General features: G+C 53.1%; 14 protein-coding genes and 1 pseudogene. 9 read left to right on the top strand and 6 right to left on the bottom strand.

Annotation, left to right across the window (positions count from 1 at the left end):
* Positions 1 to 120: 120 nt before the first annotated feature.
* Positions 121 to 978, bottom strand: a complete 858-nt coding sequence (sseA, locus tag IEW52_RS15070) for a 3-mercaptopyruvate sulfurtransferase (protein ID WP_188630908.1) — start codon at positions 976 to 978, stop codon at positions 121 to 123.
* A 598-nt stretch (positions 979 to 1,576) separates the two neighbouring features.
* On the opposite strand from sseA, the gene IEW52_RS15075 reads away from it, so the two are divergent.
* Positions 1,577 to 1,900: a putative signal transducing protein gene (locus IEW52_RS15075; protein WP_188630909.1), complete on the top strand. Its 324-nt coding sequence runs from the start codon at positions 1,577 to 1,579 to the stop codon at positions 1,898 to 1,900.
* A 2-nt stretch (positions 1,901 to 1,902) separates the two neighbouring features.
* On the opposite strand, the gene IEW52_RS15080 is transcribed toward IEW52_RS15075, so the two are convergent.
* Both IEW52_RS15080 and rsmD read right to left on the bottom strand, forming a co-directional pair.
* Positions 1,903 to 2,223, bottom strand: a complete 321-nt coding sequence (locus IEW52_RS15080) for a DUF1145 domain-containing protein (RefSeq protein WP_188630910.1) — start codon at positions 2,221 to 2,223, stop codon at positions 1,903 to 1,905.
* Positions 2,220 to 2,816, bottom strand: coding sequence for a 16S rRNA (guanine(966)-N(2))-methyltransferase RsmD (gene rsmD / locus IEW52_RS15085; protein ID WP_188630911.1), 597 nt, complete (start codon positions 2,814 to 2,816; stop codon positions 2,220 to 2,222). Before rsmD ends, IEW52_RS15080 begins: the two co-directional genes overlap by 4 nt.
* 130 nt (positions 2,817 to 2,946) lie before the next feature.
* Between rsmD and ftsY the strand changes: the two genes are divergently transcribed.
* From ftsY to glpX, 6 genes are all read left to right on the top strand, one after another.
* Positions 2,947 to 4,803: a signal recognition particle-docking protein FtsY gene (gene ftsY, locus IEW52_RS15090; protein WP_188630912.1), complete on the top strand. Its 1,857-nt coding sequence runs from the start codon at positions 2,947 to 2,949 to the stop codon at positions 4,801 to 4,803.
* Positions 4,804 to 5,463 carry a cell division ATP-binding protein FtsE gene (gene ftsE, locus IEW52_RS15095; protein WP_188630913.1) on the top strand — a complete coding sequence of 220 codons (660 nt, stop codon included), beginning with the start codon at positions 4,804 to 4,806 and terminating at the stop codon, positions 5,461 to 5,463.
* Positions 5,460 to 6,407 carry a permease-like cell division protein FtsX gene (gene ftsX / locus IEW52_RS15100; RefSeq protein ID WP_188630914.1) on the top strand — a complete coding sequence of 316 codons (948 nt, stop codon included), beginning with the start codon at positions 5,460 to 5,462 and terminating at the stop codon, positions 6,405 to 6,407. Before ftsE ends, ftsX begins: the two co-directional genes overlap by 4 nt.
* A 213-nt stretch (positions 6,408 to 6,620) precedes the next feature.
* The gene (rpoH, locus tag IEW52_RS15105) at positions 6,621 to 7,478 is read left to right on the top strand and encodes an RNA polymerase sigma factor RpoH (protein ID WP_188630921.1); all 858 of its coding nucleotides are present in this window, start codon (positions 6,621 to 6,623) and stop codon (positions 7,476 to 7,478) included.
* An 89-nt stretch (positions 7,479 to 7,567) separates the two neighbouring features.
* Positions 7,568 to 8,218: a carbonate dehydratase gene (gene can / locus IEW52_RS15110; RefSeq protein WP_188630915.1), complete on the top strand. Its 651-nt coding sequence runs from the start codon at positions 7,568 to 7,570 to the stop codon at positions 8,216 to 8,218.
* Between the two features lie 39 nt (positions 8,219 to 8,257).
* The gene (glpX, locus tag IEW52_RS15115) at positions 8,258 to 9,265 is read left to right on the top strand and encodes a class II fructose-bisphosphatase (RefSeq protein WP_188630916.1); all 1,008 of its coding nucleotides are present in this window, start codon (positions 8,258 to 8,260) and stop codon (positions 9,263 to 9,265) included.
* A 99-nt stretch (positions 9,266 to 9,364) separates the two neighbouring features.
* Here glpX and IEW52_RS15120 read toward each other — a convergent pair whose 3' ends face one another.
* Together IEW52_RS15120 and IEW52_RS15125 are read right to left on the bottom strand one after the other, a co-directional pair.
* The gene (locus IEW52_RS15120) at positions 9,365 to 10,726 is read right to left on the bottom strand and encodes a class II fumarate hydratase (protein ID WP_188630917.1); all 1,362 of its coding nucleotides are present in this window, start codon (positions 10,724 to 10,726) and stop codon (positions 9,365 to 9,367) included.
* 17 nt (positions 10,727 to 10,743) lie between these two features.
* Positions 10,744 to 11,121 carry an acetyl-CoA sensor PanZ family protein gene (locus tag IEW52_RS15125; protein WP_188630918.1) on the bottom strand — a complete coding sequence of 126 codons (378 nt, stop codon included), beginning with the start codon at positions 11,119 to 11,121 and terminating at the stop codon, positions 10,744 to 10,746.
* Positions 11,122 to 11,270: 149 nt separating this feature from the next.
* On the opposite strand from IEW52_RS15125, the gene IEW52_RS15130 reads away from it, so the two are divergent.
* Both IEW52_RS15130 and IEW52_RS15135 read left to right on the top strand, forming a co-directional pair.
* Positions 11,271 to 11,834, top strand: a complete 564-nt coding sequence (locus IEW52_RS15130; protein WP_188630919.1) for a gamma-glutamylcyclotransferase — start codon at positions 11,271 to 11,273, stop codon at positions 11,832 to 11,834.
* A 44-nt stretch (positions 11,835 to 11,878) separates the two neighbouring features.
* On the top strand, positions 11,879 to 12,130 hold the full coding sequence (locus IEW52_RS15135) for a YkgJ family cysteine cluster protein (RefSeq protein WP_188630920.1): 252 nt from the start codon (positions 11,879 to 11,881) through the stop codon (positions 12,128 to 12,130).
* A 183-nt stretch (positions 12,131 to 12,313) separates the two neighbouring features.
* On the opposite strand, the pseudogene IEW52_RS15140 reads toward IEW52_RS15135, so the two are convergent.
* Positions 12,314 to 13,216, bottom strand: a pseudogene (locus IEW52_RS15140) (RidA family protein); the annotation flags it as partial.
* Positions 13,217 to 13,316 lie beyond the last annotated feature (100 nt).

A 13,316-nucleotide genomic window follows, 5' to 3' on the forward strand; every position in this document is an offset into this window, starting at 1 on the left:
CCAAGCAAAAAAATACCCTCATACCATGTGGTGATGAGGGTATTCTGACGCCGTATAAGGATCGGTCAACCGATCGCCAAAATTCTTAACTGATCGGTGTTAGCCACTCGGCGGGTTTTTTTATGATTCGGTGACCACGGGTAAATGAGATGAACCACCCCATTCTGTCCAGGAGCCATCATAAACGGCTAGTTTGTTGTGGCCGGTTATATCTGCTGCCAACGCCAAAATGGCGGCCGTTACGCCGGAACCACAGCTGAAAATCAAGTTTTGTTCGGGTGTAACCAGCGCATCGAATTTTTGTGCCAGTTGCTCTTTGGGTAAAAAACGGCCCTGTTGCAGCAGCTCGGTAAAAGGCAGACAAATGGCGCCGGGCATATGGCCGGCTCTCACTCCGGGGCGAGGGTCGGCTGTCTGGCCGCTGAAGCGATCGCGGCTCCTGGCATCCAGCACCTGATATTGTGGCTGTGGCAGTGCCGCCTGTACCTGATCGGCATCGGCGAGCCAGGCGGTTTGTAATTTGGCGACAAACCGCCCCGGTGTGATGAGAGCCGGCTCGCCCTGTTCCAGCGGTAACCCTTGTGTCATCCAGCCAGGCAGGCCGCCATCCAGTACTGCAACCTGGTCATGCCCCATGACTTTAAACATCCACCAGGCTCTGGGAGCGGCAAAAATGCCACTGCCATCGTAGATTACGACGCGATGGTGATTACTGAGCCCCAGCGCCGCCACTTGCTGTGCAAATTGGGCCTCTGGCGGCAGCATATGGGGAAGCGGACTATGCTGATCGCTTATTTTGCTGTCGAAATCGAAGAAGCGGGCACCGGGAATCCGCTGCTGGCGCCATTCTTGCTCGCCTGAGCGTTTGGCGGCAGGCATGTACCAGCTGGCATCCAGTACGATCAAATCGGGGTGATCCAGGTGGGCCGCCAGCCACTGGCTGTCTACCAGTGATGCTGGCAAGGTTAATGAATTCATCTTGTTTTCTCCTTATTTATTACCCTTGTTTTATCCTAAGCTGCTGGCTTCGATCGGGCTACATTTTTATCCTGGCCTGTTCTTGTGAGAGATCGGCCCGAGTCTTTGTGAGATATCACGTATCTAAGCGAGGGATAATACGCTTTAAACTGCAGATTTAGCGGGTTGGTAATTATATTGTTCATATAAAACAATACATTATAATTAAGTTTGTTTTTTGGGACTCATTTTGTGGTTATTTCCAGTGTTGAGCCCTTGGATAAATCCTCTATAGTTAATCAGGCAAGGAGCAAGGAAGTCCGTCAGGAAGACAGACTTGCCAAGCAAGGCGAAAGGAACACCCGCAGGAAGCGGTAAAGGACACCTCCAGGATGGAGACAGCAAAGCGACTCAGGATGAATCGCAGTCAGGATGACAAGGGACACGCCTAAGGATAGGTAAGAGGAAAGACCTTAAGGACTAAGGTAACAAGTCAGGGAATGCAGGGAGCAACTTGGTTTAGGGATTAGAGCCAAACGACAACCCAAAAGGGGGTGACATGATGTCACCCCCTTTTTCTATTGTTTTTTTGATGACTATTTTGGGTGACAGAAAAGCGATGAGTGAGTGGATTTCGATTTATCAGGCAGCGAACAGCCTAGAAGCACATATGCTCAAAGGTGCGCTGGAAGTGGCTGGCATCAGGGTGCAGCTTAGGGGGGAAGCATTAGCGGGTGCCTTGGGCGAATTACCCGCTAATGCGATAGAAGTGATGTTGCTGGTCAAACCCCGAGACCTTGAGTCAGCTCGACGGCTCCTGGCGCGCTACCAACAAGACGAGCAACCCGCCTGGTACTGTTCACAGTGTGGCGAACACAATGCGGATAGCTTCGAGATCTGCTGGCAGTGCGGCCATGAACCGGCTCATCCTCACGAGGGTTGAGATTAGGGCTTTTGTTTTTTCTGTCGATTTTCGGCGTTTTTCTGCTTGTTTTCTTCCGAGATGGCTTTAAGGCGAGCGCGATGATGGTTCATGGCAAATGAGCCGAACACCAGCACCGCAAGGTAGTCTTTGGCGGTGGGGTGTAAAAACTTGGACACCTGCTTTAGCATCAACATTTGCAGGCCGTGCATGACCAGCACCACTATACCCAGAATAAGCGGCATTGAGCCTACTTCCTGAAAGTCCGGCCCGATCAAGGCGTAAATAATGCCGGCCCAGAACAGCAGCATGACCAGTCTCATTGCCAAATTCAGTATTTTCATTGCTCACTTTCCCTTTGATAAAGTTGATAGTTTACCTGGCCGGCCTGCTTGTCTTTCAACAGTCGCCAATGTTGTGGCAGCAGTAGTGATTCCGATGCCTGCTCGCGTTCGATATAAATTTTTGCATCATCGTTTAGCCAACCGTTTTCTTCCAATAACTGGCAGACATTGGGCAATAATTCGCGGTGAAACGGGGGGTCAAGAAACACCAGATCAAACGGGGTGGCCGGGGTTTGTAAAAAACCGAGCGCATCGGTGTTGATTATCCGACCCTGAGCGGCGGGTAAGCTGGCAAGGTTGTGTTGAAGTTGTTGAGCAACTCGGGCGTCTTTTTCCACCATAATCACCTCGCTGGCCCCACGGGACAAGGCTTCAAACCCCAGGCTGCCGCTACCGGCAAACAGATCCAGACAGCGACAATGAGGGATATCGAACATCAACCAGTTAAATAATGTCTCTTTGATGCGGTCGGTGGTGGGTCTGAGCCCTTCGCTGTTCAGCACGGGTAATTTGCGCCCGCGCCACTGGCCGCCAATCAAACGGATTTGTCCGTTGCCCGCCGATGCCTTTTTTACCGGTTTTGCTTTTGCCATCTCGTTTCGCCGTCTTTCAATAAAGTGCTAGTATAAGGCGGTTTTGCACCCATAAGGGGTGAGTATTCTAAAGAAGGGGCCGAGTTACGGCCAGCCCTAATCACCCCCGACATCAGTGAGTAATAACAGAATGGCAAAAAAAGGTTTTTTTTCCTGGCTGGGCTTTGGCAAAAACAAAGATCAGCCAGAAGAAGTAAAAGAGCAGGAACAGCAGCAGGCGGCTCTGGAGTCGGAAGTTGAGGCGGGCAGCGCAGAAGTAGAACGTGCGCTGGAAGAGCCAAATGCCGAGCAGGCCCGTTTGGCGGCAGAAGCCGAAGCGGCGGAGCAGGCCCGACTGGCGGCGGTCGCCGAAGCGGCGGAGCAGGCTCGATTGGCGGCCCAAGCCGAAGCGGCAGAGCAGGCCCGATTGGCGGCAGAAGCCGAAGCGGCAGAGCAGACCCGTTTGGCAGCCGAAGCCGAAGCAGCAGAGCAGGCCCGACTGGCGGCAGAAGCCGAAGCGGCGGAGCAGGCCCGACTGGCTGCCGAAGCCGAAGCAGTGGAGCAGGCCCGACTGGCGGCAGAAGCCGAAGCGGCGGAGCAGGCACGATTGGCGGCGGTCGCCGAAGCGGCAGAGCAGGCCCGTTTGGCAGCAGAAGCCGAAGCGGCGGAGCAGGCTCGATTGGCGGCCCAAGCCGAAGCGGCAGAGCAGGCCCGATTGGCGGCAGAAGCCGAAGCGGCAGAGCAGACCCGTTTGGCAGCCGAAGCCGAAGCCGAAGCAGCAGAGCAGGCCCGATTGGCAGCAGAAGCCGAAGCGGCGGAGCAGGCCCGATTGGCAGCAGAAGCCGAAGCGGCGGAGCAGGCGCGATTGGCGGCGGTCGCCGAAGCGGCGGAGCAGGCCCGACTGGCGGCAGAAACCGAAGCGGCGGAGCAGGCGCGATTGGCGGCAGAAGCCGAAGCGGCGGAGCAGGCGCGATTGGCGGCAGAAGCCGAAGCAGCCGAGCAAGCCCGATTGGCGGATGAAGAAGCAGCACGCCTCGCGGCAGAAGAAGCGGCAGCTGCACAGGCGCAGGCTGAAAAAGCACCTAAAAAAGGCTTTTTTGCTCGTCTTAAAAGTGGCCTGTTTAAAACCAGACAAAATCTGGGCTCTGGCTTCTTTGGCCTGTTCAGCGGCAAAAAAATTGATGATGACCTGTTTGAAGAGCTGGAAACCCAGCTGCTAACGGCAGATTTGGGCGTAGAAACGACCTTGTCGATCATCGACAACCTGACGCGCCAGGCCAGCCGCCGCCAGCTAAAAGACGGTGAGGCGCTCTATGAGCTGTTAAAAGAAGAAATGGGCACCATCTTGAGCAAGGTGGAACAACCCTTGAACATTGACAGTGAACACAAGCCTTACGTCATTCTTATGGTCGGCGTTAACGGTGTGGGCAAAACCACCACCATCGGCAAGCTGGCTCGTCAGTTTCAAGCCGAAGGCAAGTCGGTGATGCTGGCGGCAGGGGATACTTTCCGTGCCGCAGCGGTAGAACAGCTACAGGTGTGGGGCGAGCGCAATCATATTCCGGTTATTGCCCAACATACCGGTGCCGATGCCGCTTCGGTCATCTACGATGCGGTGGAGGCCGCCAAGGCACGAAAAGTCGATGTCTTGATTGCCGATACTGCGGGTCGCTTGCAAAACAAGGCGCATCTGATGGATGAGCTGAAGAAAATTGTGCGGGTCATGCAAAAAATAGACGGCGGTGCGCCTCATGAAATCATGCTGACCCTGGATGCCGGTACCGGCCAGAACGCACTTAGCCAGGCCAAGATCTTTAACGAGGCGGTGCCCATTACCGGGATTACGCTGAGCAAGCTGGATGGCACGGCGAAAGGCGGGGTTATTTTTGCCGTTGCCGACAAGTTTGGCATTCCTATTCGCTATATTGGGGTGGGTGAACAAATTGACGATTTGCGTCCCTTTGTTGCCCGAGAGTTTATCGACGCCCTTTTTACGCAGGACGAATAAATGATCCGCTTCGAGCAGGTTAGCAAGGTGTACAGCGGTGGCTTTCAGGCGCTGCAAAAGGTCAGCTTCCATCTGGGAAAAGGGGAAATGGCGTATCTTACCGGCCACTCGGGGGCGGGCAAGAGTACTCTGCTTAAACTGATCAGCGTGATGGAAAGGCCGACCGACGGTCAGGTGCTGTTTAATGGCCAGGATGTCAGCCGGATTAATCGCAGCCATATTCCTTATGTGCGTCGACGTATCGGCATGATTTTTCAGAATCACCATTTGATTAATACCCGCACCGTGTTTGATAACGTGGCGTTACCACTGGTGATAGAAGGTTATAGCCACCAGGACATTCGCCGCCGCGTGTCGGCGGCGCTCGACAAGGTAGGGCTGCTGGGCAAGGACCGCTATTTTCCGTTGATGCTGTCGGGGGGGGAACAGCAGCGCGTGGGCATTGCTCGTGCCATTGTTAACAAACCGTCGCTGCTGTTGGCGGATGAACCCACGGGGAACCTGGATCCCGAGTTGTCGATGGAGATATTGCGCTTGTTTGAAGCCTTTAACAGCGTGGGAGTCAGCGTCTTGATTGCCACCCATGATACGGGATTAATCAATTCCCAGCGGCACAGAACCCTGACGTTGAACGCGGGCCGACTGGAGGCAGAGTTATGAGCCGGCACAAGTTATCCTGGTTGCAGCGTCTGGCCATGTATGGCGTTGATCATCTGCGTCAGTTGTTTGCCAGTTTGGGGGAGCTGTGGCGTACGCCGCTCAGTTCGTTAATGACCATCGCCGTGCTGGGCGTTAGCCTGGCGCTGCCTGCCAGCTTTTACGTGTTGTTGAAAAATGCCGAGTCGGTCAGTGCTTTCTGGCAGAGCAAGGCACAAATCAGCCTGTATTTGCAGCAGAACACCACAGAACAGCAGGTGACCGAGTTGCAGCAGCGCCTGGCTGCCCTGCCGGAAATAGAAAAAATTACCTACATCAGTGCCGAGCAGGGGTTGAGTGACTTCAAGGGCGCGGCGGGTTTTGCCGAAGCGCTGGATCTGCTGGCCGACAACCCACTGCCGGCGGTGTTCATTCTGGGCTTGTCTGAAGCGGGACGAGCCCCGGACGCTGCCGAATTGCTGCTGGCCGACATGAACGCCGAGCCCACAGTGGCTACGGCGCGGCTGGACATGGCCTGGCTGGCACGCTTGTCGGGCATCGTCGATCTGCTGCGACAAGTGGTGGTCGGTATGGCGAGTTTATTACTGGCAGGGGTGTTATTGGTGGTCAGTAATACCTTGCGCCTGAACATTCTGAACTGCCGCTACGAAATCGAAGTCATGAAGCTGGTAGGCGCCACAGACCGTTTTATTCAGCGGCCCTTTCTATACGTGGGACTATGGTATGGCATTATCGGCGGCCTGCTGGCGTGGTGGTTAACACTGATCATGGTGTTCTGGCTGAGTCACAAGGTCAGTGCCTTGGCGGCCCTGTACCAAAGTGACTTCGATTTGCTGGGCTTGAGCCTGCAGGAAAGCCTGCTGCTTATCCTGACCGGGACCCTGCTTAGCTTGTTGGCTTCCGGATTTTCGGTGCGCCGGCATATTCGTGCCATAGAGCCCAATTAAGGTGATGCTGGCAGTGGAATATAAAAAACCTGGTTGAACTTAATGAGGAGAATGTGGTCTTATGGGAGCAGAGAAACGCCGCCCGCTTGACATTTAGTTCTAAATAAATACATTTTCCGCTGTACAGTACGCGGCATAGAATCACCGATACGCTCGCAAAGCGTCACCGCGGCTGTTTTTATACGGAGTCATGTAATAATGAATACGAGTGTAATGACGACAGATTTTCAGCGCCATTTCTCCTTGGTACCCCAAGGCAGCCTGGAGGCCTATATCCAGGCAGTTAACACTATTCCCGTACTGAGCGCGGAAGAAGAAAAGTCACTGGCCGAACGGCTCTATAATGAGAGTGACCTGTCCTCGGCCCGACAGATGATTATGTCTCATCTGCGTTTTGTGGTGCACATTGCCCGCAGTTATTCCGGTTACGGCCTGCCTCAGGCGGATCTGATTCAAGAAGGTAACATCGGCCTGATGAAGGCCGTCAAGCGCTTCGATCCTAACGTAGGCGTACGATTGGTGTCGTTTGCGGTGCACTGGATCAAGGCCGAAATTCACGAATATGTATTGCGCAACTGGCGGGTAGTCAAGGTGGCCACCACCAAGGCTCAGCGTAAGTTGTTCTTCAATCTGCGCAAATCCAAGAAGCGTCTGGGCTGGTTCAACCAGGCTGAAGTGGAAATGGTAGCCGAAAATCTGGGGGTGCAGCCCTCCGAAGTGCTGGAGATGGAGTCACGCATGAGCGCCCAGGATCAAGCCTTTGATCTGGCGTCTGACGACGATGATAAAGACACCAGCTTTTCCCCGGTGCACTACCTGCAGGACCACGGTTCAGATGTGGCCGAAAAGGTAGAAGAAGACAACTGGGAACAAACGGCGAACCGTCGCCTGCGTGCCGCTCTGGCCACGCTGGATGACCGCAGCCAGCATATCATTCAGGCTCGCTGGCTGGACGAAGACGACAAGACCACATTGCAAACTCTGGCTGATGAATATGGCGTGTCGGCCGAGCGGATACGCCAGCTGGAAAAAAGCGCCTTGAAAAAGCTGAAAATGGCCATGGATGCCTGAGTTTCAACAAGGTGAAAAAAAGGCCCCGCCGGGGCCTTTTTTCCGCCGGTAATCTACTCTAAAAAAAGTAAAACAAGCAGGAACATCCCATGAGAATCTTGAATACGCTGTTTGACAACAACAAAGAATGGTCAGAAAAAATCAAAGCAGAAGATCCGACCTTCTTCGAAAAATTAGCGTTACAGCAGGCGCCAGAATATTTGTGGATTGGCTGCTCCGACAGCCGAGTTCCTGCCAACCAGTTGATGGGGCTGTTACCCGGCGATGTGTTCGTCCATCGCAACGTGGCCAACCAGATCATACACACCGATTTCAATTGTTTGTCGGTGGTACAATATGCGGTTGAAGTGCTGAAGGTTAAACATATCATCATTTGTGGCCACTATGGCTGCGGCGGTGTAAAGGCCGCCATGACGGATGAAGAGTACGGACTGATCGACAATTGGCTTCGCAGCCTGAAAGACCTTTATCAGAGATACCGTAAAGACCTGCTGACCATAGAGCCGCTGGAATCCAGAGAAGACGCCTTGTGCGAGCTGAATGTGATTGAGCAGGTCGCCAACCTGTGCCGCACCACCATAGTGCAACATGCCTGGAAACGTGGGCAGGAACTATCCGTACATGGCTGGATATTTGGTATTCAGGATGGCCGTTTGCAGGATCTGGACGTATGCGTAACCGAAAAAGAAGAAACGCCCGATGTGTATCGTATTCTGCAACAGCGGATACTAGACAAGTAACTCGGCAAGTAGCGATAACTTGAACAGATAGGAAATCTAATGAGACGTGAATTAGCCATTGAGTTCTCCCGCGTGACCGAAGCCGCCGCTCTGGCAGGCTACAAATGGTTGGGAAGAGGCGATAAAAATATTGCCGACGGTGCTGCGGTTGCGGCTATGCGTCATGTACTGAATGAAATCGAAATCAGCGGTGAAGTGGTCATCGGTGAGGGCGAGATAGATGAAGCACCCATGCTGTATATCGGCGAAAAAGTCGGCCAGGGTGGCGATGAAGTCGATATTGCCGTCGATCCTATCGAAGGCACTCGCATGACGGCCATGGGCCAGTCCAACGCCCTGGCCGTGATTGCCGTGGGCGAAAAAGGCGCTTTCTTGCGCGCCCCCGATATGTACATGGAAAAACTGATCGTGGGTGCCCGGGCCAAGGGTGTTATCGATCTCACCAAGTCGATAGAGCAGAATATCAAGGCGGTGGCCAAGGCGCTGAACAAGCCGCTGTCGCGTTTTACCGTGATTACCCTGGCCAAGCCGCGACACGACAAGGCAATCAAAACCATGCAGGCGCTGGGCGTGCGGGTGTTTGCGGTGCCCGATGGTGATGTGGCCGCTTCTATTCTGGCTTGCATTCCCGAGAGTGAAGTGGATATGCTCTATGGCATTGGTGGCTCCCCGGAAGGCGTGATTTCTGCCGCGGCCGTGCGCTCGCTCGACGGCGACATGCAAGCCCGTTTGATACCGCGTTATGAAGTAAAAGAGCCAACCGAAGAAAATATCGCCATGGGCAAGCAGGAAATTGCGCGTTGCCAGGAAATGGGCATTGAAGTGGGCAAGGTACTGAAGCTGGAAGACATGGCACGTACCGACAACGTGATGTTTGCCGCCACCGGCATCACCAAGGGTGATCTCTTGGAAGGCATCAGCAGCGACGGTTATTATGCCCATACCGAAACCTTGGTGATCCGTGGCAAATCGCGCACCGTGCGTCGTATTCGCTCTACGCACATACTGTCTCGCAAGCAGCAGGCACTGCGGGATATTATTCTGTAAGTGTGATGATTGCACTGTGATTGAAAGGGATGCCACGGCATCCCTTTTTTATGGTGAGGAGCAAAAGACAGCTATCAGTAGTAAGCTTTCAACTCGTCTTTAACGCGTAAGCGAAGCGGGGTCGAGCAGGGTTCGCAGTTCGTCTTCCGACAGATCGGTGTGTTCCAGCGCCACTTCCAATATCGGTCTTTGCTCTTTATAGGCCAGCTTGGCGATGTTGGCGGCCTTGTCATAGCCAATCACCGGGTTCAGCGCCGTCACCAGAATCGGGTTTTTGGCCAGATTTTCGTCGATATGTGTCTGGTTGACGGTAAAGCCCCTGATGGCCTCGGCCAGCAGGGGGGCCGAGTTGGCCAGCAGCTGGATCATGGTCAGCAGGTTATTGGCCACCAGTGGCAGCATGACATTAAGCTGAAAATTGCCCGACTGACCGGCAACGGTATTGGCGGTGTCCAGGCCAATAATTTGTGCTGCCACCATGGCCACGGCTTCGGGGATCACCGGGTTGACCTTGCCCGGCATAATGGAGGAGCCCGGCTGCAGGGCTGGCAGTTGAATTTCGGACAGGCCGGTTAGCGGGCCCGAATTCATCCAGCGTAAGTCGTTGGCAATTTTCATCAGCGCCACTGCCAGTGTCTTGAGTTGCCCGGACAGCTCTACCGCCGTGTCCTGACTGCTCAAGCTGTAAAAGTAATCTTCTGCCGGACAAAAGTTAAGGCCGGTGATGTCATTAAGATAATCACAAGCCAGTTGTGCCTGACGGGCGTCGGCATTAATACCGGTCCCAATGGCGGTGCCACCCAGGGCGAGTTGCTGCAGTCGGCTTTGCAAGCCGTTCAGTCGTTGAATGGCGTAACGTATCTGCGTGGCCCAGCCTCCCAGCTCTTGATCGAAGCGCAGCGGCATGGCATCCATTAAATGGGTGCGGCCGGTTTTTACTTGATCTTTCAGCTGCTCACCCTTGGTCAGCATGGCTTGTTCAAGTTGTAGCAAGGCCGGCATGAGGTGACGGCTAAGGCCGAGGGCGGCGCTGACATGAATGGCGGAAGGAATGACATCGTTGGAACTCTGGCCCATGTTAACGTCGTCATTGGCGCCCACGGTTTTGCCAAGTGCAGTAGCTGCCAGGTGAGCCAGCACCTCGTTCACGTTCATATTGGTGCTGGTGCCAGAGCCTGTTTGATAGACATCGATGGGAAACGCATCGGTGTGCTGGCCGGCGATAACGGCTTCTGCCGCCTTGATAATGGCATCGGCCTTATCTTGTTCCAACCGGTCAAGCTGACCATTGGCATGGGCACAAGCGGCCTTGATCTTGGCTATGGCAGCGATGAAGGCCGTGGGCAGCGGCTGACCCGAGATGGGAAAGTTGTTGATGGCTCTTTGGGTCTGGGCGCCATACAGGGCGTTGGCTGGCACTGCTATTTCGCCCATCGAGTCCTTTTCGGTTCTCATCTTCATGCCGCTTCCTTCTGTTGTTAACGGTCCAGACAACAGCTTAGCATTCCTGCCTGGGTGTTGAAGCCCTGACTGGTTAAAAATGCGGCCAGATCGGCCTGCTGTGCAGAAGGCGCTTGAGCCGGATTACAGTTAAGGCGCGTGAGACCGGCTGTCAAAGCATCGGACTTGATTTGCCGCAATAGCTCTTGGCCTATGCCTCGGCGGCGCGTAACATCGCGCACCGCAATAAAGTCGAGTCGTTCTTGTTCGCGCCAGGCGAGCGCCACGGCCCTGTCGTTAAAGGTGGCCAAATAGAAGGCTGCCTGCTCGGGCAAGGCTCGGCCTTGCAGGATAATGTCAACATGGTGGCGGTGTACTGCCGGTATGTGTTCGAGGCGATGTATGGTCAGACGCATAAACGATCCTTGTAATAAAAGCAGCAGTTTACCACGCCCTGCGGGCAGCGGTATGCTGTACGCTATCAGTAAAGCAGTATGACGTTTATCTTTAACTTATGGCGTACAGCGTAATGTGTACCGCTTTTTGCTCTGGTTTGAAGGAACTCATGACATTTGACACCACAGCCCATAATAGCCACATGACGCACTTTGATCGGCGGGATTCTTTGTGGCTGTTTGGCTATGGCTCTTTGATCTGGAAGGCAGACTTTCCCTTTTTAGAGCGCAAACCCGCCTGGATTGAACACTGGAGCCGCCGTTTTTGGCAAGGTTCGCATGATCATAGAGGCACACCAGAGGCGCCAGGCAGAGTGGTTACCCTGACTCAGGACAAGGGTGCCCGTTGTGATGGCATGGCGTATCGCATTCAGCCCGAGGTGCTGCGGCAGCTGGATATTCGCGAAAAAAACGGTTATTTGCGTGAAGTGGTGCCGATACATTTTACGGCGACCCGTTCTGCAGAGGGGCTGATTTATCTGGCAACTCCAGATAACGAGGCTTTTTTGGGAGAAGCCTCGCTAACGGCCATGGCTGGGCAAATTGCCGATGCTCGAGGGCCCAGTGGCAGCAACCGTGAATATCTACTCAATCTCGAGCTGGCGTTACATGAGCTGGGAGCCAGCGATGATCATGTGTCGGCGCTCGCCGCCGCCTTGCCAGTCATCCGATAACATATTGCACCGGCATCAGGCGCGGGCGAACAAAAGGTCATTTAATGGAATGTAGAAATAACTGCGGTGCTTGCTGTATTGCACCCAGCATCAGTGGGCCTTTACCGGGTATGCCCAATGGCAAGCCCGCGGGGGAGCCATGTTTTCATTTATTGGAAGATATGCGCTGTGCCTTGTTTGGCAAACCAGAGCGCCCGGCGGTATGTGGCCGTTTTAAAGCCATGGCAGATGTGTGTGGCGAGAGTAAAAGCGATGCCTTGTGGCTGATCAACGAGCTGGAAATGGCGACAAACTAACTAGTGAAGGAACCGCTGCTACTTCTTCAAGTGCAGAGTTAAATATGATAATTAAATATAGGCAACGCGATAAACCTGATGGGGTATCACGCTGCCCATTTTCATGCGAACGCAGCCGATGTGCGTCTGAACATTAGTGCTTTTATGGCTCCATCATACTTTGTGGTAGAGCCTGAATTACCGTTATAACTTTGGTGGTGTGCCTTCACCATTAGAAACAACAGCATCAATCTGTACCAAAGCATCCATAGGGATAGCTGAAACGCCAACTGTTGTTCTTGCAGGAAGATCGCGGTTGAAAAATGTTATGTAAACGTCATTTACAGCAGCAATGTCTGAGATATTTTTCAGTTGGATATTTACTTTAACTATATCGTCCATAACGTGGTCGACACTTTCTACAATCGCTTTAATATTTGCCAAGCATTGCTTTGTCTGCTCTGCCGCATTGCCAGCTACAAGGTTACCCGTTTTAGGATCTACAGGTAATTGGGCTGAAATGTGATTGTAATGAGAAAAAGCAACTGTTTGTGTAGATAGTGGGCTTTTTGGAGCATTTTCCGTATTGTTTGCTCTTATGACTATACCATGTCTGTCTTCCACGGCTTGTGGCGGTGTGCCATCTCCATGTGACACAACGGCATCAATCTGCACTAAAGCATCCATAGGTAAAGCCGAAGCTACAACGGTTGTCCGGGCAGGAACATAGGCTACTGTTCTAGCGATAGCCGAGTCTGGGAAAAATGTTGTATAAACTTCGTTTACCGCTTCAATATCCGACAGATTTTTAAGGAAGATATTTATTTTAACAATATCGTCAAAAGGGACGTCGATACTTTCTAAAATTGCCTTGATATTCTTCAGACATTGTTCTGTCTGCTCTTTTACCCCACCCATTACCAATTCACCTGTTTTAGGGTCTACAGGTAATTGAGCGGAAATGTTGTTGTAATGAGAGAAAGCGACAGTGTGAGTAGATACTGGGCTTTTTGGCGCATTTTCCGAGTTATTTGCCACTTTTATAAGGTCGCAAGGCGCTTGTGAAGGGGTGCCTTCACCGTTTGAAATAATGGCATCAATTTGTATAAGCAATCACGTATAACGTATGTGGAATTCACTTCCTACTCCCTTTAGCAACATTGAAACTTCAGTCAGTAGCTGATCTTTTCTCCAGGAAATAAAGCTG

Source organism: Oceanisphaera marina (assembly GCF_014643915.1).
GTDB classification, from domain to species: domain Bacteria; phylum Pseudomonadota; class Gammaproteobacteria; order Enterobacterales; family Aeromonadaceae; genus Oceanimonas; species Oceanimonas marina.

Bases quoted from the DNA above. Each gene is read 5' to 3' on its own strand.
- sseA (WP_188630908.1), bottom strand. From the start codon at position 978: ATGAATTCATTAACCTTGCCAGCATCACTGGTAGACAGCCAGTGGCTG.
- IEW52_RS15075 (WP_188630909.1), top strand. From the start codon at position 1,577: ATGAGTGAGTGGATTTCGATTTATCAGGCAGCGAACAGCCTAGAAGCA.
- IEW52_RS15080 (WP_188630910.1), bottom strand. From the start codon at position 2,223: ATGAAAATACTGAATTTGGCAATGAGACTGGTCATGCTGCTGTTCTGG.
- rsmD (WP_188630911.1), bottom strand. From the start codon at position 2,816: ATGGCAAAAGCAAAACCGGTAAAAAAGGCATCGGCGGGCAACGGACAA.
- ftsY (WP_188630912.1), top strand. From the start codon at position 2,947: ATGGCAAAAAAAGGTTTTTTTTCCTGGCTGGGCTTTGGCAAAAACAAA.
- ftsE (WP_188630913.1), top strand. From the start codon at position 4,804: ATGATCCGCTTCGAGCAGGTTAGCAAGGTGTACAGCGGTGGCTTTCAG.
- ftsX (WP_188630914.1), top strand. From the start codon at position 5,460: ATGAGCCGGCACAAGTTATCCTGGTTGCAGCGTCTGGCCATGTATGGC.
- rpoH (WP_188630921.1), top strand. From the start codon at position 6,621: ATGACGACAGATTTTCAGCGCCATTTCTCCTTGGTACCCCAAGGCAGC.
- can (WP_188630915.1), top strand. From the start codon at position 7,568: ATGAGAATCTTGAATACGCTGTTTGACAACAACAAAGAATGGTCAGAA.
- glpX (WP_188630916.1), top strand. From the start codon at position 8,258: ATGAGACGTGAATTAGCCATTGAGTTCTCCCGCGTGACCGAAGCCGCC.
- IEW52_RS15120 (WP_188630917.1), bottom strand. From the start codon at position 10,726: ATGAAGATGAGAACCGAAAAGGACTCGATGGGCGAAATAGCAGTGCCA.
- IEW52_RS15125 (WP_188630918.1), bottom strand. From the start codon at position 11,121: ATGCGTCTGACCATACATCGCCTCGAACACATACCGGCAGTACACCGC.
- IEW52_RS15130 (WP_188630919.1), top strand. From the start codon at position 11,271: ATGACATTTGACACCACAGCCCATAATAGCCACATGACGCACTTTGAT.
- IEW52_RS15135 (WP_188630920.1), top strand. From the start codon at position 11,879: ATGGAATGTAGAAATAACTGCGGTGCTTGCTGTATTGCACCCAGCATC.